The sequence below is a fragment of the Comamonas sp. 26 genome (genome assembly GCF_002754475.1).
Lineage (GTDB): Bacteria > Pseudomonadota > Gammaproteobacteria > Burkholderiales > Burkholderiaceae_C > Comamonas.
This window is the reverse complement of the sequence record NZ_PEFL01000001.1, coordinates 1,363,410-1,388,889: the sequence shown is the minus strand read 5'-3', so window position 1 is coordinate 1,388,889 and position 25,480 is coordinate 1,363,410. Positions and strand designations below refer to the sequence as shown.

General features: G+C 59.7%; 26 protein-coding genes. 16 read left to right on the top strand and 10 right to left on the bottom strand.

The genetic code is table 11. The features are described 5' to 3' along the window. Positions 1 to 72: 72 nt before the first annotated feature. The 5 genes from CLU84_RS06365 to CLU84_RS06345 all read right to left on the bottom strand — a co-directional run bounded on the left by CLU84_RS06365 (position 73) and on the right by CLU84_RS06345 (position 4,816). The gene (locus tag CLU84_RS06365) at positions 73 to 1,476 is read right to left on the bottom strand and encodes a sulfite reductase subunit alpha (RefSeq protein ID WP_099736464.1); all 1,404 of its coding nucleotides are present in this window, start codon (positions 1,474 to 1,476) and stop codon (positions 73 to 75) included. Then, positions 1,473 to 2,579 (bottom strand): FAD:protein FMN transferase, encoded by a 1,107-nt coding sequence (locus tag CLU84_RS06360; protein WP_199173695.1) that lies wholly within the window; start codon positions 2,577 to 2,579, stop codon positions 1,473 to 1,475. Before CLU84_RS06360 ends, CLU84_RS06365 begins: the two co-directional genes overlap by 4 nt. A gap of 83 nt (positions 2,580 to 2,662) precedes the next feature. Further along, positions 2,663 to 3,463, bottom strand: a complete 801-nt coding sequence (locus tag CLU84_RS06355) for a DUF4198 domain-containing protein (protein WP_099736462.1) — start codon at positions 3,461 to 3,463, stop codon at positions 2,663 to 2,665. 155 nt (positions 3,464 to 3,618) lie between these two features. Next, positions 3,619 to 4,140 (bottom strand): DUF2271 domain-containing protein, encoded by a 522-nt coding sequence (locus tag CLU84_RS06350; RefSeq protein ID WP_099736461.1) that lies wholly within the window; start codon positions 4,138 to 4,140, stop codon positions 3,619 to 3,621. Positions 4,141 to 4,165: 25 nt separating this feature from the next. After that, positions 4,166 to 4,816, bottom strand: coding sequence for a PepSY-associated TM helix domain-containing protein (locus CLU84_RS06345; protein WP_099736460.1), 651 nt, complete (start codon positions 4,814 to 4,816; stop codon positions 4,166 to 4,168). A gap of 374 nt (positions 4,817 to 5,190) precedes the next feature. On the opposite strand from CLU84_RS06345, the gene CLU84_RS06340 reads away from it, so the two are divergent. The 8 genes from CLU84_RS06340 (at position 5,191) to CLU84_RS06305 (ending at position 12,461) form a co-directional block, all read left to right on the top strand. Next, entirely contained in the window at positions 5,191 to 7,449 is a 2,259-nt protein-coding gene (locus CLU84_RS06340; RefSeq protein ID WP_099736459.1) for a TonB-dependent siderophore receptor, read from the top strand. 276 nt (positions 7,450 to 7,725) lie between these two features. Continuing rightward, positions 7,726 to 8,406 carry a Fe2+-dependent dioxygenase gene (locus CLU84_RS06335; protein WP_099736458.1) on the top strand — a complete coding sequence of 227 codons (681 nt, stop codon included), beginning with the start codon at positions 7,726 to 7,728 and terminating at the stop codon, positions 8,404 to 8,406. An 11-nt stretch (positions 8,407 to 8,417) separates the two neighbouring features. Next, positions 8,418 to 9,551 (top strand): alpha-hydroxy acid oxidase, encoded by a 1,134-nt coding sequence (locus CLU84_RS06330; RefSeq protein WP_099737897.1) that lies wholly within the window; start codon positions 8,418 to 8,420, stop codon positions 9,549 to 9,551. Positions 9,552 to 9,640: 89 nt separating this feature from the next. Next, positions 9,641 to 9,934: a bacterioferritin-associated ferredoxin gene (locus CLU84_RS06325; RefSeq protein ID WP_099737896.1), complete on the top strand. Its 294-nt coding sequence runs from the start codon at positions 9,641 to 9,643 to the stop codon at positions 9,932 to 9,934. A gap of 155 nt (positions 9,935 to 10,089) precedes the next feature. Continuing rightward, positions 10,090 to 10,806, top strand: coding sequence for an energy transducer TonB (locus tag CLU84_RS06320; RefSeq protein ID WP_099736457.1), 717 nt, complete (start codon positions 10,090 to 10,092; stop codon positions 10,804 to 10,806). Between the two features lie 23 nt (positions 10,807 to 10,829). Next, positions 10,830 to 11,552: a MotA/TolQ/ExbB proton channel family protein gene (locus CLU84_RS06315; protein ID WP_099736456.1), complete on the top strand. Its 723-nt coding sequence runs from the start codon at positions 10,830 to 10,832 to the stop codon at positions 11,550 to 11,552. Between the two features lie 3 nt (positions 11,553 to 11,555). Further along, positions 11,556 to 11,972 (top strand): biopolymer transporter ExbD, encoded by a 417-nt coding sequence (locus CLU84_RS06310; protein ID WP_099736455.1) that lies wholly within the window; start codon positions 11,556 to 11,558, stop codon positions 11,970 to 11,972. A gap of 282 nt (positions 11,973 to 12,254) precedes the next feature. Beyond that, positions 12,255 to 12,461: a hemin uptake protein HemP gene (locus tag CLU84_RS06305; protein WP_099736454.1), complete on the top strand. Its 207-nt coding sequence runs from the start codon at positions 12,255 to 12,257 to the stop codon at positions 12,459 to 12,461. A 207-nt stretch (positions 12,462 to 12,668) separates the two neighbouring features. Here the strand turns inward: CLU84_RS06305 and CLU84_RS06300 are convergent, their stop codons facing one another. Further along, positions 12,669 to 13,076, bottom strand: coding sequence for a heme-binding protein (locus tag CLU84_RS06300; protein WP_099736453.1), 408 nt, complete (start codon positions 13,074 to 13,076; stop codon positions 12,669 to 12,671). Positions 13,077 to 13,269: 193 nt separating this feature from the next. Between CLU84_RS06300 and CLU84_RS06295 the strand changes: the two genes are divergently transcribed. The 3 genes from CLU84_RS06295 (at position 13,270) to CLU84_RS06285 (ending at position 15,144) form a co-directional block, all read left to right on the top strand. Next, positions 13,270 to 13,962 carry a Bax inhibitor-1/YccA family protein gene (locus tag CLU84_RS06295; RefSeq protein WP_099736452.1) on the top strand — a complete coding sequence of 231 codons (693 nt, stop codon included), beginning with the start codon at positions 13,270 to 13,272 and terminating at the stop codon, positions 13,960 to 13,962. A gap of 129 nt (positions 13,963 to 14,091) precedes the next feature. Then, positions 14,092 to 14,448: a hypothetical protein gene (locus CLU84_RS06290; RefSeq protein ID WP_099736451.1), complete on the top strand. Its 357-nt coding sequence runs from the start codon at positions 14,092 to 14,094 to the stop codon at positions 14,446 to 14,448. 207 nt (positions 14,449 to 14,655) lie between these two features. Further along, positions 14,656 to 15,144: a DUF2325 domain-containing protein gene (locus CLU84_RS06285; protein ID WP_099737895.1), complete on the top strand. Its 489-nt coding sequence runs from the start codon at positions 14,656 to 14,658 to the stop codon at positions 15,142 to 15,144. A 255-nt stretch (positions 15,145 to 15,399) separates the two neighbouring features. On the opposite strand, the gene rlmD is transcribed toward CLU84_RS06285, so the two are convergent. Next, complete coding sequence (gene rlmD, locus CLU84_RS06280) at positions 15,400 to 16,899, bottom strand: 23S rRNA (uracil(1939)-C(5))-methyltransferase RlmD (RefSeq protein ID WP_099736450.1); 1,500 nt, start codon at positions 16,897 to 16,899, stop codon at positions 15,400 to 15,402. Positions 16,900 to 17,208: 309 nt separating this feature from the next. After that, a complete protein-coding gene (locus CLU84_RS06275; RefSeq protein ID WP_099736449.1) occupies positions 17,209 to 17,520 on the bottom strand; it encodes a hypothetical protein in 312 nt (103 codons plus the stop codon). A gap of 206 nt (positions 17,521 to 17,726) precedes the next feature. Between CLU84_RS06275 and CLU84_RS06270 the strand changes: the two genes are divergently transcribed. The 4 genes from CLU84_RS06270 to CLU84_RS06255 are packed head-to-tail and all read left to right on the top strand — an operon-like array spanning position 17,727 to position 20,104. Continuing rightward, positions 17,727 to 18,284: a GbsR/MarR family transcriptional regulator gene (locus tag CLU84_RS06270; RefSeq protein WP_099736448.1), complete on the top strand. Its 558-nt coding sequence runs from the start codon at positions 17,727 to 17,729 to the stop codon at positions 18,282 to 18,284. 50 nt (positions 18,285 to 18,334) lie between these two features. After that, positions 18,335 to 19,216, top strand: coding sequence for an NAD-dependent epimerase/dehydratase family protein (locus CLU84_RS06265; RefSeq protein ID WP_099736447.1), 882 nt, complete (start codon positions 18,335 to 18,337; stop codon positions 19,214 to 19,216). Then, positions 19,209 to 19,631, top strand: a complete 423-nt coding sequence (locus tag CLU84_RS06260) for a DoxX-like family protein (protein WP_099736446.1) — start codon at positions 19,209 to 19,211, stop codon at positions 19,629 to 19,631. The genes CLU84_RS06265 and CLU84_RS06260 overlap by 8 nt, the downstream gene beginning before the upstream one ends. After that, positions 19,628 to 20,104: a DUF2269 domain-containing protein gene (locus CLU84_RS06255; protein WP_099736445.1), complete on the top strand. Its 477-nt coding sequence runs from the start codon at positions 19,628 to 19,630 to the stop codon at positions 20,102 to 20,104. The genes CLU84_RS06260 and CLU84_RS06255 overlap by 4 nt, the downstream gene beginning before the upstream one ends. 56 nt (positions 20,105 to 20,160) lie before the next feature. Here the strand turns inward: CLU84_RS06255 and hdhA are convergent, their stop codons facing one another. Both hdhA and CLU84_RS06245 read right to left on the bottom strand, forming a co-directional pair. Continuing rightward, positions 20,161 to 20,928: a 7-alpha-hydroxysteroid dehydrogenase gene (hdhA, locus tag CLU84_RS06250; RefSeq protein WP_099736444.1), complete on the bottom strand. Its 768-nt coding sequence runs from the start codon at positions 20,926 to 20,928 to the stop codon at positions 20,161 to 20,163. Between the two features lie 111 nt (positions 20,929 to 21,039). Beyond that, the gene (locus CLU84_RS06245) at positions 21,040 to 21,516 is read right to left on the bottom strand and encodes an Lrp/AsnC ligand binding domain-containing protein (RefSeq protein WP_099736443.1); all 477 of its coding nucleotides are present in this window, start codon (positions 21,514 to 21,516) and stop codon (positions 21,040 to 21,042) included. Positions 21,517 to 21,686: 170 nt separating this feature from the next. Between CLU84_RS06245 and putA the strand changes: the two genes are divergently transcribed. Further along, the gene (putA, locus tag CLU84_RS06240) at positions 21,687 to 25,430 is read left to right on the top strand and encodes a trifunctional transcriptional regulator/proline dehydrogenase/L-glutamate gamma-semialdehyde dehydrogenase (protein WP_099736442.1); all 3,744 of its coding nucleotides are present in this window, start codon (positions 21,687 to 21,689) and stop codon (positions 25,428 to 25,430) included. Positions 25,431 to 25,480 lie beyond the last annotated feature (50 nt).

Sequence of the window (25,480 nt, the reverse complement as noted above, 5' to 3'; positions counted from 1 at the left end):
CTCTGACCACAAAAAAGCTGGCATTAGCCAGCTTTTTGCGTTTCTGAGGAAGGGCTTCAATGCCCTTCGCGCTCAATACACATCGCGGCGGTAACGGCCTGACCCCAGCAGCTCATCCACTTTGGCTTCGCCCAGAATCGCCTGCAGCGTAAGGTGCACACCCTGGCCCATGCCATTCAAGCTGCCGCAGATATAGATGGCCGCGCCCTGCTCCACCCATTTGCGTACCTCTTCGGCATGGCTGCGCAGCAAATCCTGCACATAGCGTGAGTCTTTACCGTTGCGCGACCAGGCCTGATCCAGCCGCGCCAACTGGCCACCTTGAACCCATGCAGCCAGCTGCTCGGCACACAGAGCATCGTGCTGCGGGCTGCGCTCGCCAAACAGCAGCCATTGATCGCTGCGGCCTTGCTCTACACGGGCTTTGATGTGGCTGAGCAGGCCTGCCAGGCCCGAGCCATTGCCGATCAGCATGAGAGGCCGCTCTGCGTTATCACCCAGTCTGAAGCCGCTGTGCGCGCGCACCGTCAGTGCCAGCGCATCGCCCACCGCCATGCTACGGCAGAGCCAGTCTGAGGCCAGGCCCGGCGAGCCATCCGCACGCATGCTCTGGCGCACCAGCAGTTGCAGGCTGCCATCCGCCATAACCGAGGCGATGGAATAGTCGCGCGCCCGCTCTGGGTCGGCAGGCACGCATAGCGAGACCAGATCACCAGACTCCCACAGCGGCAGCTCGCCCGCCTGTGGGACCCAGTCAAGCTGATACAAGGCCCCACCCTGACTTCCAGGGTTGAGCAAGCGGCGCTGACTGAGCACAAAAGGCAGGCTGACTGGCGTTTGCAGCCAGTCTGCGGGCGCTGGCTCCTGCGCGGCGGATTCGCCCAGCAGGCTCTGGCGAATCTGCCCCACCTGCGCCTGCCAGGTCTGCAGGCTTTCGGCATTCATGTTATCTACGCAGATCAGCTCGCTGCTTGCGCCACTGGCCTGCAACCATTCATGCACTTCCACGCCAAAAGCGCAGAACTCCTGGTATTCACGATCGCCCAGGGCCAGCACCAGCGCTTGGTGCTGCGGCAGTTGCGGGTGGGCCGACAGTAGCGTCTGCACAAAGCCCAGCGCATGGTCGGGCGCATCGCCCTCGCCGGTCGTGGAGAGCATCCACAGGCTGTGGGCGTGCTGCAGCAGCAAATCTTCGGTCAGCTTTTCCACGGGCAGCAGGCGCACCTGCAAGCCGCCATCGACCAGCATTTGAGCCGTTGCGCGGGCCAGTGCTTCAGCCTGCCCGGTCTGGCTGCCGTAGACCACCAGCACGGCAGGCGCGGCGGCATTGCCCTGGGAGGTGCTGCTTTCCGCATCTTCCGCCTTGCGTTGTTTACGCACTTTTACGGCAATACTCCAGCACAGGCAAGCGTAAGAAGCTACTAAAGCCATAGCACCAGAGAGGCGCTCAGGCGTCAAAATCCATTCCACAGTCATGCCCCAAATTGATTGATCCAGGCCGGAGTCTTAAGCACCCGCCTGTCTGCCCCGGCCTCATCTGAATGAGAGCTCAGCACCGCCGCAATAGCGTGCTGGCGGGCAAAGTCCATACCTTTATCCGGCCCCAGCACCGTGAGCACGGTCGCCAACGCATCGGCGTGCATGCATTCGGCATGAAACACGGTTACGCTGGCCAGATCATGTGCCACAGGCCAGCCCGTTCGCGGGTCCAGCGTGTGCGAATAGCGACGGCCATCCACGCTGAACTGGTGCCAGAAGTCGCCCGAGGTGGCAAAAGCGCCATCCTTGATGGCTACGACCAAAGGCTCACTCTCGGTAGCACCCGTGCCCAGTTGCACCTGCCAGGGCCGCTCGTCGGGGCGCTGGCCCCAGCTGCGCAGCTCACCGCCAATCTCCAGCAAGCCCGCAGCCCAGCCAGCAGCTTGCAGCTTTTGCACTGCCCAGTCCACGGCAAAGCCTTTGGCAATGCCGCAAAAATCCAGCTCCAGCCCACCCGGTTGCCGCAGTTGCAGGGTCTGCGCATTCCATTGCAAATGCTGGTAGCCACTGGTCTGCAGCAGCCGCTCAATATCCTGTGCCGCAGGGGTCTGGCCTTGATGCGGCTGCAGCGGGTTCTGGCGCGGGCCAAAGCCCCATAGCGAGACCAGAGCGCCCATGCTCGGGTCCATGGCGGCGCCCGAAAGCTCGGCCCAGTGCAACGCCGCTTCCAGAACATGAGCACATTCCGCAGGCAGTGCAATCACTTGACCCGGTTTTGACTGGTTAAAACGGCTGATGACGGAGTCGGCCTCCCAGTTACTCATCTGGGCAATGACTTCATCAAACACCTGCTGCAGCAGCGCCTGCACGGGCGCCATGGGCAGGTAATCAGGGTTGGCCAGCCGCAGTGACCAGTGCGTACCCATGGTCTGGCCGGAAAGGCGATGAATGCGCCCATCTTGCTGATGCTGCAGGCTGGCAGGCTTCCAGCGCTGCACGCCAAAGTTCACCGCCTGTGCGGGGTGTAGCGCATTTGGAACCACCTGCGAAGGCAACTTCCAGAGGCTGGCATCAAAGCGCACACGCGGTGTTGTGGTCATGAACAGCGATTCAAAAGATCAGCAAAAGCGAAAACAACGACGCGCCCTGGTCGGGCGCGTATTCAATGCATCAAGCGCAAAGCTTATGGCAGCACTTCCAGGGTCGCGATATAGCTCAGGCGGCGCTCGGTCGCCTTGGCAACACTGGTCTTGTTGTCCGTCGCATCGGTATTGAGCCAGAACAGACCGGCGCGGGGGAACTTGATCTTGACCTGACCCTTGGCATCGGTCTTGAGCTTCATGGCGTCCACACCGTCGCGATAACGAATGCCGTCGGCCACCAGTTCGATTTCCAGATTCGCGGCGGGCTTGCCGTCGATGTGGAACTCAAACGTGGCTTCTTCGCTGGCCACCAGATCGTTAGGGTGAGTCACGGGCTTGAGCTCCAGGCCCTTGCCAGTCAGGGCGATGGTCGAGGGCTTGCCCAGCGAGACAAAGGTTTCCATGCGGCGCAGGTTTTCCGTCACTCGCACTTCCTTGGCGTCGGCAGGAATCTGCTTGAGCACTTCTTCCACCGAGCCACGCAGGCGCTTGGGCTGGCCGTTGGCGTCCTTGTAGCCGCCCATCACGCCGGTCATCAGCATGGTCACGCGGTAAGTGCCAGTCTTCTCGGGCTTGAAGTCAAACATGCTGCGCAGCTCGCCCTTGGCGACGTTCTTCATCTCCACTGCAGAGCCATCGGGTGCGCTGACCTTGACGGCATCCAGACCCAGAGGGCGGTGGTTGAAGAAGAACACATCGTTGGACACCGCTGCATCCACCGTGACCCAGTCAGACTTGGACAGCACGGTGCTGGAAGGCTTGAACCACAGGTCATGCGCCTGTGCGCCCAGTACGGTCAGCGCCAGAGCGGCAGCAGCGAGAGCACGTGTTTTGAACTTCATATCAGGTCCTTGAGAGTAGAAAGGGTGACAAATCAGGGATACAAGGCGCGGCCTCGAAAACCGGCACGGCCTATAAAAGAGACGCCGAGCAAGAGCCGCCTTGCGGCGAGGCGTCGTCCCCCTCCGCAGCAGAGAGGGGGAAGCGGCAAAGCCGCTCAGGGGGTGATATTCAATTTAATAGCGCCCAGCTCGGCATTGCCGGTAGCGCTCAGGCTGGTCGCCTGCTTGACGGGCCATTCAAACGGAATGGACACCAGCTCACGTCCACCCACTTCGCGTGCGGCTTCCACCATCAGCTTGTACTGACCGGGAGCCAGCTTGGGCAGAGGGTTCTTGCCTTCGGTAAACGACAGGGCATGGGCACCTGCAGGCTTGGTAGGCTGGGTCACGCCATCAATGGGAAAGCTCAGCTCGCGGCCGGTGCGGCGCCACCACTGGCGCATGTCCTTGAGCCACTTGGTGCCTTCGCCATCTTTCATCTTGGCGTCGTACCAAACGGACAGATTCGCTGCCACGCCGCCTTCTGCCTTTTCCAGCCACACGGCCACATAAGGCTTGTGGTACTCGGCCACTTGCAACTGGGGCACGGTAACAGACACATTCAGGCCACCTGCGATTGCGGGCAGGCCCATCAAGGCGCTCAATGCCACCGAGGTCTTGAAAATCCTCTTCGCCATTCTTTTTTCCTTCACAAAATTCAGCTCAATGCACCAGCAGCAAAACCAGCAGCACCGGCAAAACAAAGCCCAGACCCACCATGGGCCAAGTCATGGGGCGGCGCTGCGCGTGCATCTTCAAAATCAGCAAGCCCGTAATACAGAACACCAGGCAGCCGATGGCAAACATGTCAATGAACAAGCTCCAGGCCGCACCAGCGTGGCGGCCCTTGTGCAAATCGTTGAGGTAAGAGATCCAGCCCCGGTCCGTCGTTTCGTACTCGACCGCGCCATCCTTCATATCAACACGCAGCCAAGCATCGCCACCGGGGCGCGGCAGGGGCACATAGGCCTCCTCTTCGCTCCACTCCACGGCAAAGCCTTTGGCGCTGACCTTGATCTGCTGTGCCAGCCAGCCTTCAATATCGGCCGGTAATGTCACTACATCTTTGCTAGCAGCTTGCGCGCTCTGTTTCTGGGCTAGCTGCAGTTTTTCCAGTAAATCAGCAGGCAGTTGCGCCTCACGCGTCTCGACCTTGGGCTTGGCTTCAATCTGCCCGGCATGGTTGAGGGTGAAGCCCGTTACGGCGAACAGCAGCATGCCGATCAGACAGATCGCGGAGCTGATCCAGTGCCATTCGTGCAATTTTTTAAGCCAGTACGCCCGCTGCGGAGCGTTGGAGGAAGCCGCTGTCATTCAGAACTTTCAGGGATTGCAAAGCCGCCAGACCGAGCCCGTATGCCTGACAGATTGCCGGCGGCTCAGTAGTGCTTGCACAACATATGCGGCATTTTAGTAGTTGAAAATTCTAAATGCATATCACTTCTATTTACTTTACTTCACGTAAACAAACCACAGCTCCAATGCGGGTGCACACCCGTCGACAAGACCCGACAGACCTGGCTCCACAGATCTGTACAAAAACGGACAGGCAGCGGCATTGCCTGTTGCCACTTTGCAACAAATCACGTTTTTTGTAGGGCTCTGTTGAGAATCTAATCGAGAACTATTATCAATATCACCTAGAATCCGATCGCTTTTTCAATAAAACCGACGACTCCTTCAAAAGCATGTTCAACAACTATCTGACTCCAACCGACTCCAATGGCTTGCGCTGCGAGCTCAAGCAAATCGTGATTGCCGCAGGCCTGTGCCTGATCGGCGCCAGCGCGATGGCTCAGCAGGAAACCACGCTCTCCACTGTGAATGTCGAAGCAGCCGCTGACAGCGGCTTCAAGGCCGAAACCAGCACCCAAGGCAAGTTCACCGCCCCTCTGCTGGACACTCCCAAGACCGTTCAGGTCATCAACGAAGAACTCATCAAGCAGACGGGTGCCACCAGCCTGCAGGACGCTCTGCGCTCCACCCCCGGCATCACCTTCGGTAACGGCGAAGGCGGCAACCCCTCTGGCGACCAGCCCTTCATCCGCGGCATGGACGCCCAGTCCAGCACTTTTGTGGATGGCATGCGTGACATCTCCGCAGGCACCCGCGAAGTGTTCAACGTCGAAGCCGTGGAAGTCATCAAGGGCGCAGACTCGGCTTATGCTGGTCGCGGCGGCGCTGGCGGCTCGATCAACATCGCCACCAAAAAAGCCAAGAACGAGAACTTCATCGCTGGCGATGTGGGTCTGGGCACCGACAACTATCTGCGCGGCACGCTGGACATCAACCGCAAGATCAATGACACCACCGGCTTCCGCTTGAACGCCATGGGTCACAGCGCCGATGTCCCCGGCCGCAATGGTCCCGACAACAAGCGCTGGGGCATTGCGCCTACCGTCACCTTTGGCATGGGCACTCCCACGGAAGTGACTCTGTCGTGGCAGCACCTGCAGACAGACAACACGCCTGATGGTGGCGTGCCTTATCTGTACACCAATGCAGCCATGGCCAAGTTGCCCGGCGGCTCCACTGTTCGCCCCACTTACGGCAACGATCGCGCCAACTGGTACGGCCTGAACAATCGCGACTTCGAAAAAGAAAAGAGCGACATGTTCACCGCCTCGGTCGAACACAAGTTCACCGACACCAACAAGATCCGCAACAGCCTGCGCTACAGCAAGACCAAGCAGGACTATGTCTGGACCCAGCCTGACGACAGCAAGGGCAATGCCATCAATGGCTTTGTCTGGCGCCGTGGTAATGCTCGCATGTCCGAGACAACGACTCTGCAAAACGTGACCGAGTTCACCGGCAAGGAACAGACCGGCTCCGTGGGTCATACCTATGCCTTTGGTCTGGAACTGTCCAAGGAAAAGTCCGACGTCCGCTCCAGCGCCATCCAAAGCGGCGGCACCTGCACTTCGGTGTCTGATCCATGGTGCACCACACTGAGCAACCCCAGCGGTGCCAACGCCCCCTGGAACTTTGCATGGTCTCTGCCCGCCCAAGCCACCGTCAACAAGGTGGACACCGTTGCTTTGTACGGCTTTGACACTCTGAAGCTCAACGAACAATGGCTGGTGAATGGTGGTCTGCGCGTAGACCACTACAAGCTCAGCACATCCGGCCCTGCCGGTGGCCGCGCACCTAGCAACTACCCTGCGTATGACCTGAGCCGCAGCGACACCCTGTTCAACTACCAGTTGGGCGTGGTCTACAAGCCTGCAGCCAATGGCAGCATCTACGCTAACCTCGGCACAGCTTCTCGTCCCGGTGGCTCCACTCTGGGCAACGGTAACGAAGATCTGACCACGACGACAGATGCACTGCTCAGCCTGAAGCCAGAGAAGACCAAGTCCATCGAACTGGGTACCAAGTGGGACCTGCTGGACAAGAAGCTGAACCTGACTGCCGCTATCTTCCGCAATGAAGTGACCAATGTCCGCATCACTGATGCAACCGGCACTTACATGGGTGGCAACAAGACCGTGAATGGTCTGGAGCTGGGCTTCACCGGCCAGATCCTGTCCAACCTGAGCGTGTTCGGCGGCTATACCTTCATGGATAGCGAGCAGAAGAACATGGGCGTAGGCAACATCGCCAACGGCCAGCGTTTCACCAACACTCCTAAGCACAGCTTCAGCATGTGGACCAGCTACAAGCCCATGGCCAAGCTGACTCTGGGTCTGGGCATTTACGCACAAAGCAGTGTCAACGCAGCTTATGCCGTGTCCACCGTGGATGGCGGCATTGTGACCAAGGGTGCCAATGGCTATGCCCGTTACGACGCGATGATGGCCTACCAGATCGACAAGAACCTGGCATTCCAGCTGAACGTCTACAACCTGGGCAACAAGACCTACTACAGCGGCGTGCGCTCGCCTCACTACGCCACCATGGCTGCTGGCCGCTCGGCAGTGGCTTCGCTCAAGTTCACGTACTAATTTGAACCTCGCCAGCGCTTGATCTGGCGCAGGTCTGCTTCAAACCATGACACACAGCCCCGCTGGCCGTTACTGCCAGCGGGGCTTTTTACATGCACACTTGGCTCTTGAAGATGCTCCGCAAGCTTTGCAAAGCCTCTTTACCCGATTCAAAAACAATAGCTGCTTGCGCCTTATCCATAAGCACTTCAATGCCCAATTGCCTTGAATCGCCTATGCATCAGGCAGTAGGCGCTACGGTTTTATTCCAAGACTGACGCCCCATAAAGTCTCACCATGCTGCTTCGCATCCCTGCTCTGTTGACCCCCGATGAAGTGCGCCACTGCCGTCAGGCGCTGGAGAGCGCCGCCTGGCAAGATGGCCGCACCACTGCAGGCCATGTGGCCGCGCAGGTCAAAAGCAATCTGCAACTGCCGCTGAACAGCACCACCGGCCAGCAGATTGGCGACCTGATTCTGGACAGGCTGGGCCGCAACCCGCTGTTCATGTCTGCCGCGCTGCCGCTCAAGGTGCTGCCTCCGCGCTTTAACCGCTATGAAGGCGGTGGAACCTACGGCAACCACATCGACAACGCCTTTTTCACCATTTCTGGCACCGCCATCAAGGTGAGAACCGATGTCTCCACCACCGTTTTCTTCAGCGACCCCGAGGAATACAAGGGCGGCGAGCTGATCGTGGAAGACACTTTCGGCGAGCAAAGCGTGAAACTGGCTGCAGGCGACGCCATCGTCTACCCCGGCACCAGCCTGCACCGCGTCAACCCCGTGACCCGCGGCACGCGCTATGCCTCGTTTTTCTGGACACACAGCTTGATCAAATCCGCCGAACAGCGCCGCCTGCTGTTTGATCTGGACCAGACGATCCAGCAGCTGACGCAGGAGCAACCCGGACACGCGCGCGTCGCATCGCTTTCGGGCACTTATCACAACCTACTTCGCATGTGGTCTGAAGCATGACAATGGAACGCTTGAATGCCGCTGGCCAGCCCGTTAAATCTGCGCTGACGCAGATTCCAGCCCATATGGGCAATCTGGCCGACTACGCCACACTGGCACGCGAGCATATGGAGGCGCATGCCTGGGCACATCTGGAAAGCGGTGCCGACCAGGGCCTGACGCTGGCGCATAACCGCAAGGCTTTTGACCAGATCCGGCTGCGCCCTGAGCCGCTCGCCGATCTGTCCCAAGCACATACCCGGCAAAACCTGTTGGGGCAGTCATTGGAATGGCCGCTGCTGCTGGCCCCCGTCGCCTACCAGCGACTGGCGCATGCCGATGGCGAGCTTGCCACGGCCCGCGCAGCCATGGCCATGCGCACCGGCATGGTGGTCAGTACCCTCTCCAGTTACACGCTGGAAGAAATTTCGCAGGCCGCACACACGGCGGCGCAAGAGCTGGGGCGCAGCGGCCCGCTGTGGTTTCAGCTCTACCAGCAGGCATCGCGCGAGCACACGCTGAGCCTGGTGCGCCGTGCTGAAGCCGCCGGTTATCAGGCCCTGGTCTGGACAATTGATGCGCATATCAAACGCTCTAGCTACCCGCTGCCGCCGGGCGTGGAAGCCGCCAATCTGCGCGGCATGCCCGAACAGCGCCAGACCAGCGATCTGATGAGCGAGCACATTCTGTTTGGCACTAATCTGGCCCAAAGCGCGCCCACCTGGGACGATATGGTCTGGCTGCGCGCACAGACACAGTTGCCGCTGATCGTCAAAGGCGTGCTTTCCGCCAGCGCCGCAGCCAAGGCGGTGGCGCTGGGGGCCGATGCCATCGTCGTCTCCAACCACGGCGGCCGCGTGCTGGATGGTGCAGTGTCGCCGCTGGAGGTTCTGCCTGCCATTCGTGCGGCTGTACCAGCTCATATACCGCTGCTGATGGATAGCGGCGTGCGCCACGGCACCGATGCGCTCAAGGCGATTGCGCTGGGTGCCAGTGCCGTGATGGTGGGCCGCCCGCAGATGCATGCGCTGGCCGTGGCCGGCATGCTGGGCGTGGCTCACATGCTGTATTTGCTGCGCGCTGAGTTTGAACTGACCATGGCCCAGACCGGCTGCCAAAGCCTTGAAAACATTGAAAAAAATCTTTTAACCACTTATCAAATGTGAGTAATTCAATGGCATGCATTGTAAATGCGACGAATTCTCATTTATACTCCAGCTATCACTTCAATAGCCAGCAACAACTGCCTGTAGCCATGATCGTCTGTGTATGCCGCCGGGTTTCTGACCGAGAAATAGCACGCCACGCTCACGCGGGGATGAGCTTTGACGAAATCCAGTTTGAACTGGGAGTCGCCATGCAATGTGGGCGCTGCGAAGGCTGCGCACGCGATGTGGTCGCCCAGTGCAGTGCAACCCACCCGATCGCGGCCATTCACAACGAGGCGCACGCCTGTGCGCCCGTACAGACGGTTCAGCTTGCCACCAAAATTCTGGAAAGCAAAGCATGGCCCACTTCACTGTCCTCTCAGCCGTCTTCGGCAGTCTGATTCTTGTGATGGCCTGCACCTGGTGGATTCTGCGTGAGTGATGCAGTCCCTCCAGCGTCTTCTGCGACTGCTTCTGCCTTCCCTGCTACCTATTACCCGTAACCAGCGCTTTTCTTTACTGGCTCCAGCCTGCGCTGGTTGCTCTTTCCGCTCTTATGTCCCAGTCTGATCAATTTGCACCTGCCAGTGGCATCAGCCGCAATGTGGCAGTTGCTAGTGCGGTGGTTGTTGTGCACGCTGCCGCCCTGTGGGCCATGCAGCATGGCCTGGCACAGCAAAAACCGGCAGAGATAGTGGTTCCCGCCAGCGTGATTGCCGAGTTTGTGGCGCCTCCTGCGCCAACGCCCACGCCGCCTTCTCCTCCGCCGCCAAAGCCAGCACCCAAGCCCCAGCCCAAGCCGGAGATCAAGAAGGCGCCGCCGCTGCCCAAGGCGATCAAGGACACGACGCCTGCGCCCGCAGCCCCCAAAGGCTCGCTGGATGACAACGATAGCAAGGCGGACAAGACACCGCCTGCACCACCCGCCCCTCCAACACCCCCTGCTCCACCGGCGCCGCCTGCACCACCCGCGCCTCCGGCCCCGCCCAAGTTTGAGCAGCCTTCAAGCAATGCGGCTTATCTGAACAATCCATCGCCCGCCTACCCATCGGTAAGCAAGCGCATGGGCGAGCAAGGCAAGGTGCTGCTGCGCGTTTACATCAACGAGCAGGGCCAGCCCGAGAAGATCGAAATCAAGCAGACCAGCGGCTTTGACCGTCTGGATGAAGCTGCCATCAACACTGTGCAACGCTGGAAATTTGTTCCCGGCAAGCGCAATGGTGTGCCCGAGCCTATGTGGCACATCGTCCCCATCAACTTTGTTCTCAAATAACTCAGAAGTTCTCAGGAGTACCCATGGAATCCCAATTCGGCATTGCCCACGTCTGGACACAGGGCGACTTCGTGACCAAAGCTGTGGCCATCATCTTGCTGGCCATGTCAGTGGCCTCTTGGCTGGTCATCGTTCTCAAGGCCATAGACATCGTGAAGTTCAAGAAGTACGCCAATACAGCGCAAGACTTCTGGCATAGCACCGACCTGGCTACGGGCCTGGAAAAGCTGGGCAGCGACAAGCAGAACCCTTTCCGCTTCATGGTGCTTGAAGGCCGCGAAGCCTCTGCCCACCACCGCAAGACCAGCGCCCACCTGCATGACACGCTGGACATCAGCGACTGGGTGACCCGCTGCCTGCGCAATGGCATCAATGAGTTCACGGCACGCCTGCAGTCCGGTCTGGCCATTCTGGCGTCCGTTGGCTCTACCGCCCCCTTCATCGGCCTGTTCGGCACGGTCTGGGGCATCTACCACGCACTGGTGGCTATCGGCACCTCGGGCCAGTCCTCCATCGACAAGGTGGCCGGCCCCATCGGCGAAGCGTTGATCATGACCGCTCTGGGTCTGGCCGTGGCCATCCCTGCCGTGCTGGGCTACAACGCTCTGGTACGCGGCAACAAGGGCATCCTGAACGCACTGAACAGCTTTGCCCACGATGTGCACGCCTATTTCGTGACCGGCGCCCGCGTGACCGTGGACGGCCCGGTCTCCGGCAACGTGCTGCCGCTGAAGAAAGGCGCGTAAGCCATGTCATTCGGAACCATGGACGACGAGGGCAGTGATGAGGTGATGAACGAGATCAATATGACGCCTCTGGTGGACGTCATGTTGGTGCTGCTCATCATCTTCATCATCACCGTGCCCGTGATGAAACACTCGGTCAATGTGGACCTGCCCCGCGCCACCAATCAGCCTGAAGACACCAAGCCTGCCACCGTGCAGCTGGGCATCACCGCTGATGGCAAATACTCTTGGAACGCACAGGAAGTCAGCGACGAGCAGCTGGAAGCCAACCTGCTGGCCGAGGCCGCCAAGGAGCCTCAGGCTGACCTGCACATTCGCGGCGACAAGGAAGTGCGCTACGAACGCGTGGCCCAAGCCATGGCCGCCGCGCAGCGCGCAGGTGTCAAGAAAATTGGCTTTGTGACCGACCCCGCCAAGTAAAACCTTGCGCTATTAATCAAAACGGCCCTTTCGAGGGCCGTTTTTTTATTCGTCAAATTAGAAGAAAACAGGCTTCAGTTATTTACCAGAGTGCGCTTATAGCTCTCAATTTAGAAGCACCAGACTTCACCTCAAAACTGGCTTGCCTGCCCCAGCTTCGCGACATATCAATAGCCACATTAAAATTTTTTAAAGAAATAACTTAAATGCGAGTAGTTATCACTTGCAATTTAACTGAGAATTGTTATCATTCACTCAGTTTAGAAATTAAGGAATCACGGCATGTCTGCACCGCTTGTTGCGACCTCACAGCCCACCACACAGATGGCCGCCGCAACCATGGCATCTTCCACTGCCGCCGCAAGCAGCAGCCCAGGCGTAGATAGCGCCCTGCTGCTCAATGGCCAGAAGGCCGTCACCATCGTGCACAACGGCACGCCTTACCGCCTGCAGGCCACCAAGCTGGGCAAACTGATTTTGACCAAGTAGCGCGCTTCAAACCGTTTCATCGTGGGGCGACACCGAAAGTGTCGTATTCGCCAGCCACAGTTGCTGTAGAGCGCAAGCCCTCTCTTTCGCTCACACCTCAATAGCCACGCGCTTTTTTTCACCCACAACCGCCCAAAACAAAACCCCTGCCGCTTGCGCGTGCAGGGGTTTTGTTTTGGACTCTGCCTTAGCGACAGAGCAGCAGCATTACAGGCCCAGAGCAGCAATACCAGCCTTGGCAACCTGTGCGTCTTCATTGGCCTTGACGCCAGAAACGCCCACGGCACCCAGCACCTGGCCGTCCTTGACGATAACCACGCCGCCTTCAAGCAGACCATCCACAAAAGGCGCGCTCAGGAAAGCGGTGCGGCCGTTGTTGATCATGTCTTCAAACGCCTTGGTGTCCTTGCGGCCGATGGCAGCCGAGCGGGCCTTGGCGGGAGCAATGTGCGCAGAGATAGCCGCAGCACCATCCATGCGCTGCAACAGCAGCAGGTGACCACCGTCGTCCACGATGGAAATCGTCACAGGCCAGTTGTTCTTCAGCGCTTCAGCTTCAGCGGCAGCGGCGATCGCCTTAACGTCGACCAGTTCGAGTTCGTGCTTCGTTTTCATACAGGTATAGGTATCCGTCGGATTTTCAGTGCGACAAGCATATTCGGTACTGAGACTTTGACAATAGATGTCATGTGAAAAACATTTCATCCTAAAACTGCCGCAGTGTCGGGGGGTATTGCAATCTCCTGTCAAGAGCCCCACCTAGAATGAGAATGTTTCTACACACAATTCCTGAAGGAGGAATGGCCACATGAACGAACAAGTCACCACACTGGGCACTGCGGGCTACGGTGTCTCGCAGCAAGAGCGCAACCGTGTTTTGCGCAACACTTACTGGCTGCTGGCACTGAGCCTCTTACCTACCGTGCTGGGTGCTTGGCTGGGCGTTGCCACAGGCATCACCCGCTCGCTGACAGGCTTTACGGGCCTGCTCGTGTTCATGGGCGGCGCTTTCGGCTTCATGTACGCCATTGAAAAGACCAAGCACTCGGCCGCTGGCGTGCCTGTGCTTCTGGGCTTTACCTTTTTCATGGGCCTGATGCTCTCGCGCATGATCGGCATGATTCTGGGCTTTTCCAACGGCACGCAGCTGATCATGACGGCCTTTGCTGGCACGGCTGGTATCTTCTTCGTCATGGCCATGCTGGCCACGGTGATCAAGCGTGACCTGTCGGGCATGGGCAAGTTCCTGTTCGTCGGCGCTTTGGTGCTGATGGTGGGCGGCATCATCAACGTGTTTGTGGGCTCTAGCGCAGGCATGATGGTCATATCCATGCTGGCTATCGGCATTTTCTCGGCCTACATGCTGTATGACCTCAAGCAGATCATCGACGGCGGCGAAACCAACTACATCAGCGCCACCCTGGCCCTGTATCTGGACCTGTTCAACGTGTTCCAGAGCCTGTTGGCCCTGCTTGGCATCATGGGCGGCGAACGCGACTAAGCGTTTTCGGTCGGCTATGACTCAAAAGGAGTGCCTCGGCACTCCTTTTTGTTTGCTTTGTCTTGAATCTTGCTCGATATTTCAGATTCAGCCTCAATTTCTGCCAGCCATTGCCGATACCCAGACAAGATGAAGCCAAACCACCTCCCCCGCGCGCTTGCCATTGCCCTGCTGCCCCTGGTGCTGGCAGGCTGCAAGATCGAAGATATTCCCGGCCTGGGCCCGGACCCACGCGCCGTGGCCAAGGACTCTGAGGCCAAGGCGATTGGCGGTGCCTGCCGCCACGCCATGCGTGGGCTGGAGGATTGCTACGTCCTCAACCCTAAAGCGCCCAAGGCGCTGGTTTTCGCCGGCTGGAAGGACATGGACGAATACATGCGATCCAACAAAATTGAAGGCGTTCCATCCGTACTGGGCCAAAACGTCCCAGAAAAGCGCAGCGCCCCTGAACCAGACAACAGCGCCAGCCGCAACAACCGCAGCTAATCCCCGCCTGCTGAACCCACAAGCCGTAGCCGCAGTGCTACGGCTTTTTTATTGCCCGGCCAATATCCACCCTTACAAATATCTGGTTTATTCTTTATTGATAACGATTCTCATTTATTATGCGGACAACGTCTTACAAACCATGCAGAGAGGATTGCCATGCCAGATGATGAATTCCAGCAACTGCGCCTTGAGCATGGGGCACTCATGCAGATTTATCAGGAGGTGCAAATTCGTTGCACTGAACAAATTCAATCGCTGACGCACGAGGCTGAAAAGCTCAAGCGGCAGCTCATCCGCCTCAGGGCCCAGCTCATCGCCCGCGACAGCGCCCTCTTCTGGGAGCGCGAGCAGCGGCATGCAATGGCTATAGAGCTGGCAGCCAGCTTGCTCACCCAATCTAGCCCCAGAAAAACACAACTCTCGCCAGCGTTATTACCCGCTACACCTGAGCAGCAATTGCTGGAAAGCAGCTTGCACGCCGCTGATCTGGTGATCTGCCAGACCGGTTGCATCAGCGATGGTGACTACTGGCGGGTCGAGGATCATTGCAAACGCAATGGCAAGCCTTGCGTGCTGGTCGACGAGCCCAATGCTTTACGCGTGGTGCGCCTGCACACATCGTCAGCAGATGGAAAAGTAGTGGCCGCGCAAGCCAGCCTTGAAAGCACAAGGCAAAAATGTGAGTCCGACTGAGACCGCTTCGATGAAGAAAAGCGCCCGCTCCTTCAAAACCCTGCTGGGTCTGCTCATCAGCATGGCAGGCTTGCTGGTCATTGCTTCATGGCTCTGGGAATAAGACTTACCAGCCACCTTTGCTCAAAACGGCTCCATCGCGCAGGGAGCCGTGGCAAACAATGCCAAGTGCTTGAACGGTGCTTGATTCGCGCTTGAATGATCTGCGCCAGCCCTGCACAGATCATTCAAAGACTAAAGGCGATCAAAGGGCGATCAGATGCGCTCAAAAACAGCCATGCTTTCCACGTGCGCTGTATGCGGGAACATATTGACCACGCCCGCCATCACACAGCGATAGCCGGCCTGATGCACCAACAAGCCCGCATCGCGCGCCAAGGTGGCAGGGTTGCAGCTCACGTAGACGATGCGCTTGGGGAACTCCCAGCTTTCCTGACCTTCAGGCAGAGCGGGTAGCAGGTCTGGCTGCTCTTCTGTAGCCACGCCCACTTGCTTGGCACCCGTGCGAATCTGGTGAATATCCGCCAGAGCTTGCGACAGGGCAAAAGCGCCTTCACGGGGAGGGTCGACCAGCCACTTGTCTGCATTGCCATCGGCAATCAGCATGGCCGGCGTCATATTGAACAGATTGCGCGCCACAAAGGTCGTAGGTGCCAGCTTTTCGCCTTCAGCGCGCACGGCGTTGTTGGCGGCGTAGTTCTCGTGCGAGCGCTGCACCAGCGTGTCCGAGCCCTCGATGCCCAGCACTTCGCCAGCCATGGTCGCAATCGGCAAGGTGAAGTTACCCAGACCGCAGAACCAGTCGATCACGCGCTCGTGCTTTTGGGCATCCAGCAGGCGCAGCGAGCGGCCCACCAGCACGCGGTTGATTTGCGGGTTCACCTGTGTGAAGTCCGTGGGCTTGAACGGCATGGTGATGCCAAACTCCGGCAGGCTGTAAGACAGCTGGGTGCCGCCCTCTTCCATGCGGTGCACGGTGTCCGGGCCCTTGGGCTGCAACCACCACTGCACATTGTGCTCAGCGCCAAAGGCGCGCAGACGCTCCAGATCGGCCACGCTCAGCGGCTCCAGGTGGCGCAGCAGCATGGCGGTCACATGCTCGCCGCAAGCCACTTCAATCTGGGGCAGGGTTTCACGCGCATCCATGCTGCCAACCAGGGCACGCAGAGGCATCAGCATGGCATCCACATGGGGAGGCAAAATCTTGCAAGTTTCCATGTCAGCCACATAGCGGCTCTTGCGCTCATGGAAGCCGACCAGCACCTTGCTCTTCTTGATGACGTAGCGCACCGACAGGCGCGAGCGGTCACGATAGCCCCAGGCCGGGCCTTCAATGGGGCGCAGCATAGTCTCGGGCTTGACCTTGGACAGATGCCAGAGGTTGTCTTCCAGTACGCGCTGCTTGATGGCGACCTGGGCACCCACATGCAGATGCTGCATCTTGCAGCCACCGCAGGCACCTTCGTGCAGGCCGAAGTTGGGGCAGCCGGGCGTCACGCGCTGCGAGGATTCACGGTGAATCTCGGTCAGCGAGGCAGCTTCCCAGTTGTTTTTCTTGCGATGGGTATTGGCGCTGACGATTTCGCCCGTCAAAGCACCGTCAATAAAGACCACCTTGCCATCGGGCTTGCGCGCTACGCCCTTGGCGTCCATATCCATGGACAACACCTGCAGCCAGCCCTCAGGCAAAGTGGGCGCATCGGTGTCTAGTTCTGGCAGGTTCTCGGGGATTTTGTTGTCGCTGGATTTACTCATGGTGGGCGATTGTCTCAGGCCTGCTTGTGGACAGCAGAAAACTGCCAGAGAAACCCGCAGCAGTCTTGCCGCTCACAAGCCAGCCGCTGCCCCCAAGTCCAGAAAAACCACAACGCAAGCCAGTTACAGGTCCATTTTGTTTAACGCTCAAGACCCTTTTGGGCATGGCGCTCAGGCAAGCCACGGGTCTGCTGCAATCGGCTCTGCAACAGCAGCCCGAGGATAAAGCCCTTGAGGCTGATCCAGCACGAAAAGTTCAAGATAAAAGCTGCTCTCGCGCTTATCAATCAAGCGCAAGCCGCTACAAATTCAGAAGCGTTGGTCTTCTCGGCGGCGGAGCTCGCGGCTGGTACGCGCTCCAGCAATCTGTGCGCGCTCGGCAATCAGGTTGACTTCCGTCGCGCAGTTGTACTCGTCCAGCGAGAAAAACATCCTCGCACCAGGACTGAGCTGGGGCACCGTCATATGCAGCGGCAAGGAGAGATCCACCGGTGCCAGATTGGAACGATAAATCAGCTCGTTATTGGGTGCGTAAACAAAGTAGCAAGCGGCAGATGCGGCTTGAGCCACGGCGCAGGCCGACAGAAGCACGCAGGCACGCAATACGGATACAGCGGTCATGAACTCTCTCCCTTCCCTGTCAGAGGCTCCATGCCTCTTGGATGCTCGCCATTCTATGTGGCAGTCGCCAAAGACAGAAATTTCTGATCCTCTCGCACTGGCTCTGCGTTCCTTGCAGCAACCAATAAATAACAGACTGCATAGCGCTTGAGTTGACTGATATTTCTGTATTGACAGAAATATCAATCAACAACACACTCCATCTCATGCAACTCAGTCCTATCGCCGAACGCTTTGTGCACCACTGGGGAGACATGGGAAACGCCTGGGGCGTGAACCGCACAGTGGCACAAATCCATGCCCTGCTTTTCTTTCATGGCCGCCCGCTCAACGCGGATGATATCTGCGAAACACTAGGTGCTGCGCGCTCCAACGTCAGCAACAGCATCAAGGAACTGCTGAGCTGGAACCTTATCCGCAGCAGCCGAAAAACAGGCGACCGCCGTGAATACTTTGAGACATCGGCTGATGTCTGGGAGCTGCTGCGCACCATTGTGCGAGAGCGCAAGCAGCGGGAGTTTGACCCCACCAGCGCCTTGCTGCGCGAGCTGATTGCCCAGCCCGAATTTGAGCAGGAAACACCCGACGCCCAGGACCGCGTGCACGAGACACTGCGCCTGATGGAATCGCTGGGCATCTGGACCGACGAAATGCTGCGCCTGTCACCCTCCACGCTGGATAAGATTTTGCGCCTGGGCGCCAGCGTGCAACGCTTTGTACGCGGCAGCGGCAAGGATCACCAAGAGGACAAGGGCAACGACTGAAGTCCGGCCCCTAATTTCTGCAGCAGCAGAAAATTGCAAAGGAGTCACGTATGCGAGTTCTGATCTGCGGCGGCACAGGCTTTCTGGGCCGGCATATCGTCAATGCCCTGATGCAGCAGGGTCACGACCCCGTGGTGCGCAGCCGCCACAGCACACCGGCCCTTGATTTCAACGCCTGCACCCAAGCCGAACAATGGCTCGAGCACCTGAACGGCATCGATGCCGTCATCAATGCCGTCGGCGCCCTACGGGATAAGCCCGGCCAGGATCTGCAGACCTTGCACACCCTGGCGCCCGTGGCTCTGTTCGATGCCTGCGCCCAGGCAAGCGTGCGCAGTGTGGTCCAGGTCTCGGCCTTGGGCTCCGGCCAGAGCAGCACCCAATACGCCAGCACCAAGCGTGCAGCAGACGAGCATCTATTGGCACTAGGCGCACAAGGCCTGCTCAATCCCGTGGTGGTGCGCCCCAGCATCATCTTTGGCGCAGGCGGTGCCAGCAGCCAGCTGTTTTTGAACCTCGCCAAGCTGCCCGTACTGCTGCTGCCGCAGATCATGCGCAGCAGCCAGATACAGCCGGTGGCCGTGCGCGATCTGGCAGAAGTACTCGCGCATATGGCAACCTCGGGCAGCCCCAGCGGCATCGTTGAAGTCGGCGGCCCCCAAGCTTTGTCGACCGAAGCCTTCATCGCCAGCCTGCGCGCGCAGATGGGTTATGGCCAGGCTTCGGTACACGCCCTGCCCGACTGGATGAGCAAGGGCAGCGCCAGACTCGGCGATCAGATAGCGGCCATGCCCTGGTGCAGCGAAACCATGGCCTTGCTGGAAAACGACAACATCACCGATCCCAAGACCCTCGCCACCTTGCTGGGCCGCGCTCCCGTGGCTCCAACGGCCATGCTGGCAACCCTGCCCAAAGAAAGTCGCCATGCCTGAGCTGCGCAAAGCAAACGAACCAGCGACAAGCTTCATGCACGCCAGCCTTGTCATCGTCTGGCTGGGCACCGCCGCCGTCAGCGCGCTTGACTACTTCGGCCTCTCTGGCCTTAACCATGAAGGCGCACGGCTGCTGGCCGACGGAGGCATTAGTGATAGCAGCTGGCAGGCAGCCCTCATCTGGTCCGGCCTGCTGGCTGACCTGCTTATCGGACTGGCCCTGCTGCTGCGCCCCGGCCGCGCCAGCTATTTTGTCGCGCTATTCATGATGGCCGCCATGACCGTCATCGGCACCGCACTGCAGCCCACGCTGTGGCTGCACCCGCTGGGGCCGCTGCTCAAAAACCTGCCCATCGCCGCCATGCTGTGGTTTTTGCTGCAGACCCACAACGCAACCCAGAAGCTTGAATCATGAATACCTATCTGCTGCTCAAAACCCTGCACATCCTCTCCAGCGTGTTGCTGGTGGGCACCGGTCTTGGCTCGGCCTTTTACATGTTCTTTGCCAACCGCAGCGGCTCCGTGCCCGCGCAAGCCGTCGTCAGCCGTCTCGTCGTGCGGGCGGACTGGTGGTTCACCACGCCCTGCATTTTTATTCAGCCCATCACCGGCATCGCCATGGCCTATATGGCCGGATACCCACTCAGCACGCCCTGGCTGGCGCTGTCACTGGGGCTATATGTACTGGCCGGTATTTGCTGGCTGCCCGTGGTGTGGCTGCAGATTCGCATGGCAGCCATGGCCAATGAGGCCCATACCCAGAATCAAACCCTGCCCCAGCTCTATCAGCAATACCAGCTGCGCTGGGAATCTCTGGGCTACCCCGCGTTTATTGCCATGGCGGGTACGTATTACTTGATGGTCAATAAGCCGGTGCTCTGGGGATGATGCGGTATCGCGCCTGTAAAAATTCGCTGAGGTTATGACGGCGGGGAGTCAGGCGCTCAATCCAGCTCCTGCACGCCGCCCCCCGAAACCGTAAGAATCTGTCCGCTAATCCAAGCTGCCGCGGGACTGCACAGGAACAATGCCGCATTGGCCATGTCCTGCGGCACGCCCAGCCTGTTGATGGGTGTGTGAGCCAGCATTTGAGCCTCTATCTCATCGTTCAATACGGACTTCAGCGCATCGGTCAGCGTGGCACCTGGGGCAATTCCGTTCACGCGAATCGCCTTGGGCCCCAAGTCAAAAGCGATGTTGCGCACCAGGTGGCTGGTTGCGGCCTTGGAAGATGCGTACGCAGCCATGCGTTTGTTTTTGTTTTCTGCTGACATGGAGGTAATCGCCAGAATAGCTCCATAACCGGCTTTTTCCATTTCAGGCACGGCCAACTGCGCCAGGCGAAACAGTGAAAAGACATTGAGCTCGTAGGCACGGCGGAAATCGGCCATCGGCATATCAAAGGGCTTCGGACCTCCGCCCCCGGCATTGCTGACCAGGGTGGTCAGTTTGCCAAAATGACGAACGGTCTCTCGCACCAGAGCGCCCAGATCGTCCTCCTTGGTGACATCACAGGCCTGGGCCGCTGCTCGCCCTCCCCGGCTATTGATTCCTTGCGCCACCTCTGCTGCCGTCGCGGCGTTGAGATCGCTGACCATCACGGCAGCGCCCGCTGCCGCAAAGGTCTCGGCAATCGCGCGGCCAATACCCGCGCCCGCGCCGGTCACCACCGCCACCTGCCCGGCAAGCGTGAAATCAATGGGGTTATACATAGCAGCACTCCTGTGAAAGACTCAATCCACCTCGACCGTTGGGAAGACAGTTTCAGAAAACTAAGGCAATGACCGGGGGCCTGTCAAACAGGGCACCAATCCCCCACGCAGCTACAAAGGCAGCCGCGCATCGTCCTTGACTTCTTCCATCACCGCGTAAGTCCGCGTCTCGCGCACACCCGGCAGTTGCCACAGCACGCTGCCCGCAAACTCGCGGTAGGCCGCCATGTCAGCCATACGGGTCTTGAGCAGATAGTCAAAGCCGCCCGCCACCATATGACATTCCATGATGGCCGGGTAAGCCAACACGGCGGCCTTGAACTCATCAAACACATGGGGCGTGGTGCGATCCAGCAGCACCTCGACAAACACCGTCATGCCCACACCCAGTTTCCTGGGGTTGAGCCGCGCTTCGTAGCCCAGGATGTAGCCGTCCCGCGTGAGCCGGGTGACCCGCGCCTGCACGGCGGTGGGGGACAGGGCTACCTGCTCGGCGAGTCGCAGGTTGGAGATGCGGCCATCTGTTTGCAGAATTGCCAGTATCTTGCGGTCAATTCTGTCTAAATCTACTTCTAAGACGTCATTCATTGGTGAATTCCTCTTTTTAATTCAACAAATATAGTGATTCATTCTTTGGCAAACCAGCAATGATTTTCCCTATGTAGACAGCTGCAGCCGGGTCGCATGCAATGCAGGTGTTGACATGGTGAAGGCCGCACACCCTTGTCGCGGCCCGGCTCTCCATCATCTGTACTGACATGCCAATCTTCACACCGCTGCCAGACTCCGCCCGCCCTGCCGATGCGCTGCGCCGCGCCGCCACCGCTGCCACGCGCATGGCAGAGCCCGATGCCATAGCCCAGTTACTGCCCGCAGCCACTCTTGCCGCACCGCAGTCCGCGCAGGTGGCAGCTCACGCACAAAAACTGGTGGAGCAATTGCGCGCCCAGCCCGCAAGCCTGGGGCGACAGGGGCTGGTGCAGGGCTTGCTGCAGGAGTTTTCACTGTCGTCACAAGAAGGCGTAGCGCTGATGTGGCTGGCCGAGGCTTTGCTACGTATTCCCGATGCCGCGACGCGCGATGCACTGATTCGCGACAAGCTGCGCGGCGGCGACTGGCAGGCGCATCTGGGCAAGAGCCCATCCCTGTTCGTCAACGCCGCCGCGTGGGGACTGGTGGTGACGGGCAAGCTGGTCGATACGCACAGTGAATCGGGGCTGCTGGCATCCCTCAAGCGCGTCTCCGCCAAGGGCGGCGAGCCGCTGGTGCGCAAGGGCTTAGACATGGCCATGCGCCTGATGGGCGAGCAGTTTGTGATGGGCGAAACCATTGCCGAGGCGCTGGTGCGCGCCCGCGAGCTTCAGGCCAAGGGCTTTCGCTACTCCTACGACATGCTGGGCGAAGCTGCACTCACGGCGCAAGATGCGCAGCGCTATATGCAGTCCTATGTGAATGCGATTCACGCCATTGGCAAGGCATCCAACGGTAGCGGCATTTACGCGGGACCGGGCATTTCCATCAAGCTCAGCGCATTGCACCCGCGCTACAGCCGTGCGCAAGTGCAGCGCGTGATGGGCGAGCTGCTACCCCGCGTGCTGCAACTGTGCGAGCTGGCGCGCAGCTATGACATGGGCCTGAATATCGATGCCGAAGAGGCCGACCGGCTGGAGCTGTCGCTGGACCTGCTGGAGCAACTGGCCCACGCGCCCAGTCTGGCGGGCTGGAATGGTCTGGGCTTTGTGATTCAGGCCTACCAGAAGCGCTGCCCTTATGTAATCGACTATCTGGTTGATCTGGCACAGCGCAGCGGCCGCCGCCTCATGGTGCGGTTGGTCAAAGGGGCCTACTGGGACAGCGAAATCAAGCGCGCGCAGATCGACGGCCTGGCCGACTACCCGGTCTACACCCGCAAGCACCATACCGACGTGGCCTACATCGCCTGCGCCCGCAAGCTGCTGGCCATGCCCGACGCCATCTACCCACAGTTTGCGACTCACAATGCACAGACCGTGGCAAGCATCGAATCACTCGCCAGCACACAACCATACAGCGCTGAGCGCTATGAATTTCAATGCCTGCACGGCATGGGTGAGCCGCTTTACCGCAACGTGGTCGAAGCGGCAGACAGCACCGCACGCCGCCCCTGCCGCATCTACGCCCCCGTGGGCACGCATGAGACGCTGCTGGCTTATCTCGTACGCCGTCTGCTGGAGAACGGGGCCAACAGCTCCTTTGTGCACCGCATTGCCAACCCCGACTGGCCTATCTCAGATTTGATAGCTGCTCCCGCAGATCAGGTGCTGGCTGAAGGCCAAAAAGACCTTAATGTGGATGTCACCCAAGACATAGGCCAGCCCCACCCAAACATCACCCAGCCACACGACTTGCTGGGCGCGCAGCGCGTCAATTCAGAGGGCCTGGATTTGAGCGATGAACGCGTGCTGGCTGCGCTTTCGCAATGCCTCACGCAAACCCAGCCAGAACCCGTCGCCACAGCGCACGAAGCAAGCAGCGCCATCACCAACCCTGCCAAGTTTCAGCAAGTGCTGGGCCATGTGGCAGACGCCACGCCCGAACAGATTCAGCAGGCGCTGCAAGCGGCCCACAAGGCCCAGCCCGCATGGAACAACACCCCCGCCGCACTGCGTGCCAGCGTGCTGGAGGAAGCCGCCGATAGCTACCAGGCCCAGATGCAGCCGCTGATGGCCCTGCTGATGCGCGAGGCTGGAAAAACTGCCGCCAACGCAGTGGCCGAGGTGCGTGAGGCCACAGACTTTTTGCGCTACTACGCCGCGCAACTGCGCAGACAGGATGAGGCCGGGTTACTCGCACCCGGCATAGGCCCGGTGGTGTGCATCAGCCCGTGGAACTTTCCGCTGGCCATCTTCACCGGCCAGATTGCCGCCGCGCTGGCCGCAGGCAATGTGGTGCTGGCCAAACCTGCCGAGCAAACCCCGCTGATCGCAATGCAAGCCGTGCGCCTGCTGCATCAGGCCGGCATTGCCACAGATGTGCTGCAACTGCTGCCTGGCCGGGGCGAAACCGTGGGAGCCCCGCTGGTGGCCGATGCGCGGGTGGCGGGCGTGCTGTTTACCGGCTCCACCGAAGTGGCCCGCTTGCTGAACCAGCAAACCGCCCAACGCCTGCGCACTGATGGAGAGCCCGTGGTATTGGTCGCAGAAACTGGTGGCCAAAACGCCATGATCGTGGACTCCTCCGCCTTGGTTGAGCAGGCCGTGCAAGACATTGCCGCCTCGGCCTTTGACAGCGCGGGCCAGCGCTGCTCTGCCCTGCGCCTGCTATGCGTGCAAAACGACTGCGCTGATCGCGTTGTCGACATGCTCAAAGGTGCCATGCAGGAGCTGCGCTGCGGCGACCCGGCCGAGCTGCACACCGATATCGGCCCCGTGATTGATGCCGACGCCAAGGCTGGCATTGAGCAGCACATTGCCCAACTCAAAGCACAGGACCTGCGCGTGCACCAGTCGCCCATCAGCGATGCGGTGATGGCACAAGGCCACTTTGTGCCACCCACGCTGATCGAGCTGAACGACCTGCAAAGCCTGCAGCGCGAGGTGTTTGGCCCCGTGCTGCATGTGCTGCGCTACCAGCGGCGCGAGCTGCCGCAGCTGCTTGCGCGCGTCAACGCACTGGGGTACGGCCTGACCATGGGCCTGCACACCCGCATTGATGAAACCGTGCAGCAGGTCGCTCAGTCTGCCCATGTAGGCAATCTCTACGTCAACCGCAATATGGTGGGTGCCGTCGTAGGCGTGCAGCCGTTTGGAGGCGAGGGCCTGTCGGGCTCAGGCCCCAAGGCGGGCGGGCCGCTCTACCTGACGCGCCTGCAGCAAGCGCCCAGCTCGCCGCTGCGCCTGCTTTGCCATGTGCTGCAGCAAGCAGGGGCTGCGCAAGAAGTCGCCACCTCAGAGCCCAGCGCCGCCTTGCAGCAACTGGGCCACTGGGCGGAGAAAAATGGCGAAATGCCCGTCAGCAGCAGTTGCGAGCGTCTGCAAGACGCCCTGCCCGATCTGCATGCCGCGCGCCTGCTGCCCTGCCCCACGGGCGAGCGCAACCTATACACCCTCATAGCCAAACCACGCACGCTGTGCCTGGCGCAAAGCCAGAACATGCTGCTACAGCAACTGGCCGCCGTTCTGGCCTGCGGCTCCAGAGCCGTATGGCCCCACACGCCCGTCAGCACCCACCTGCACAACGCTTTGCCGCAGGCGCTGCGCAGCCATGTGGAGCTGCTGGCTGCGGGCATCACTACGGTACAGATAGCCGAAAGCACAGCCATGGACGCCGCATTGTTGGAATGCGATGACGCGCAGTTCATGCAATGGGCACAGGCGCTGGCGCAGCGCAGCGGCCCCATCGTGCTGCCCACACGCTGCCATGCGGGCCAGCCCGTGCGACTGGAGCGGCTGTGGCATGAGCGTGCGCTGTCGCACAACACGGCAGCCGCAGGGGGGAATGCGGCGCTGATGAATCTGGAGTGAAGCCTCTGTGTCGCTTTGCCAGAACACGCCAGTCTTAAGCGCCGCGACCA

Coding starts and splice junctions, on each gene's coding strand:
- CLU84_RS06365 (WP_099736464.1), bottom strand. CDS start 1,476: ATGACTGTGGAATGGATTTTGACGCCTGAGCGCCTCTCTGGTGCTATG.
- CLU84_RS06360 (WP_199173695.1), bottom strand. CDS start 2,579: ATGACCACAACACCGCGTGTGCGCTTTGATGCCAGCCTCTGGAAGTTG.
- CLU84_RS06355 (WP_099736462.1), bottom strand. CDS start 3,463: ATGAAGTTCAAAACACGTGCTCTCGCTGCTGCCGCTCTGGCGCTGACC.
- CLU84_RS06350 (WP_099736461.1), bottom strand. CDS start 4,140: ATGGCGAAGAGGATTTTCAAGACCTCGGTGGCATTGAGCGCCTTGATG.
- CLU84_RS06345 (WP_099736460.1), bottom strand. CDS start 4,816: ATGACAGCGGCTTCCTCCAACGCTCCGCAGCGGGCGTACTGGCTTAAA.
- CLU84_RS06340 (WP_099736459.1), top strand. CDS start 5,191: ATGTTCAACAACTATCTGACTCCAACCGACTCCAATGGCTTGCGCTGC.
- CLU84_RS06335 (WP_099736458.1), top strand. CDS start 7,726: ATGCTGCTTCGCATCCCTGCTCTGTTGACCCCCGATGAAGTGCGCCAC.
- CLU84_RS06325 (WP_099737896.1), top strand. CDS start 9,641: ATGATCGTCTGTGTATGCCGCCGGGTTTCTGACCGAGAAATAGCACGC.
- CLU84_RS06320 (WP_099736457.1), top strand. CDS start 10,090: ATGTCCCAGTCTGATCAATTTGCACCTGCCAGTGGCATCAGCCGCAAT.
- CLU84_RS06315 (WP_099736456.1), top strand. CDS start 10,830: ATGGAATCCCAATTCGGCATTGCCCACGTCTGGACACAGGGCGACTTC.
- CLU84_RS06310 (WP_099736455.1), top strand. CDS start 11,556: ATGTCATTCGGAACCATGGACGACGAGGGCAGTGATGAGGTGATGAAC.
- CLU84_RS06305 (WP_099736454.1), top strand. CDS start 12,255: ATGTCTGCACCGCTTGTTGCGACCTCACAGCCCACCACACAGATGGCC.
- CLU84_RS06300 (WP_099736453.1), bottom strand. CDS start 13,076: ATGAAAACGAAGCACGAACTCGAACTGGTCGACGTTAAGGCGATCGCC.
- CLU84_RS06295 (WP_099736452.1), top strand. CDS start 13,270: ATGAACGAACAAGTCACCACACTGGGCACTGCGGGCTACGGTGTCTCG.
- CLU84_RS06290 (WP_099736451.1), top strand. CDS start 14,092: ATGAAGCCAAACCACCTCCCCCGCGCGCTTGCCATTGCCCTGCTGCCC.
- CLU84_RS06285 (WP_099737895.1), top strand. CDS start 14,656: ATGCAGATTTATCAGGAGGTGCAAATTCGTTGCACTGAACAAATTCAA.
- rlmD (WP_099736450.1), bottom strand. CDS start 16,899: ATGAGTAAATCCAGCGACAACAAAATCCCCGAGAACCTGCCAGAACTA.
- CLU84_RS06275 (WP_099736449.1), bottom strand. CDS start 17,520: ATGACCGCTGTATCCGTATTGCGTGCCTGCGTGCTTCTGTCGGCCTGC.
- CLU84_RS06270 (WP_099736448.1), top strand. CDS start 17,727: ATGCAACTCAGTCCTATCGCCGAACGCTTTGTGCACCACTGGGGAGAC.
- CLU84_RS06265 (WP_099736447.1), top strand. CDS start 18,335: ATGCGAGTTCTGATCTGCGGCGGCACAGGCTTTCTGGGCCGGCATATC.
- CLU84_RS06260 (WP_099736446.1), top strand. CDS start 19,209: ATGCCTGAGCTGCGCAAAGCAAACGAACCAGCGACAAGCTTCATGCAC.
- CLU84_RS06255 (WP_099736445.1), top strand. CDS start 19,628: ATGAATACCTATCTGCTGCTCAAAACCCTGCACATCCTCTCCAGCGTG.
- hdhA (WP_099736444.1), bottom strand. CDS start 20,928: ATGTATAACCCCATTGATTTCACGCTTGCCGGGCAGGTGGCGGTGGTG.
- CLU84_RS06245 (WP_099736443.1), bottom strand. CDS start 21,516: ATGAATGACGTCTTAGAAGTAGATTTAGACAGAATTGACCGCAAGATA.
- putA (WP_099736442.1), top strand. CDS start 21,687: ATGCCAATCTTCACACCGCTGCCAGACTCCGCCCGCCCTGCCGATGCG.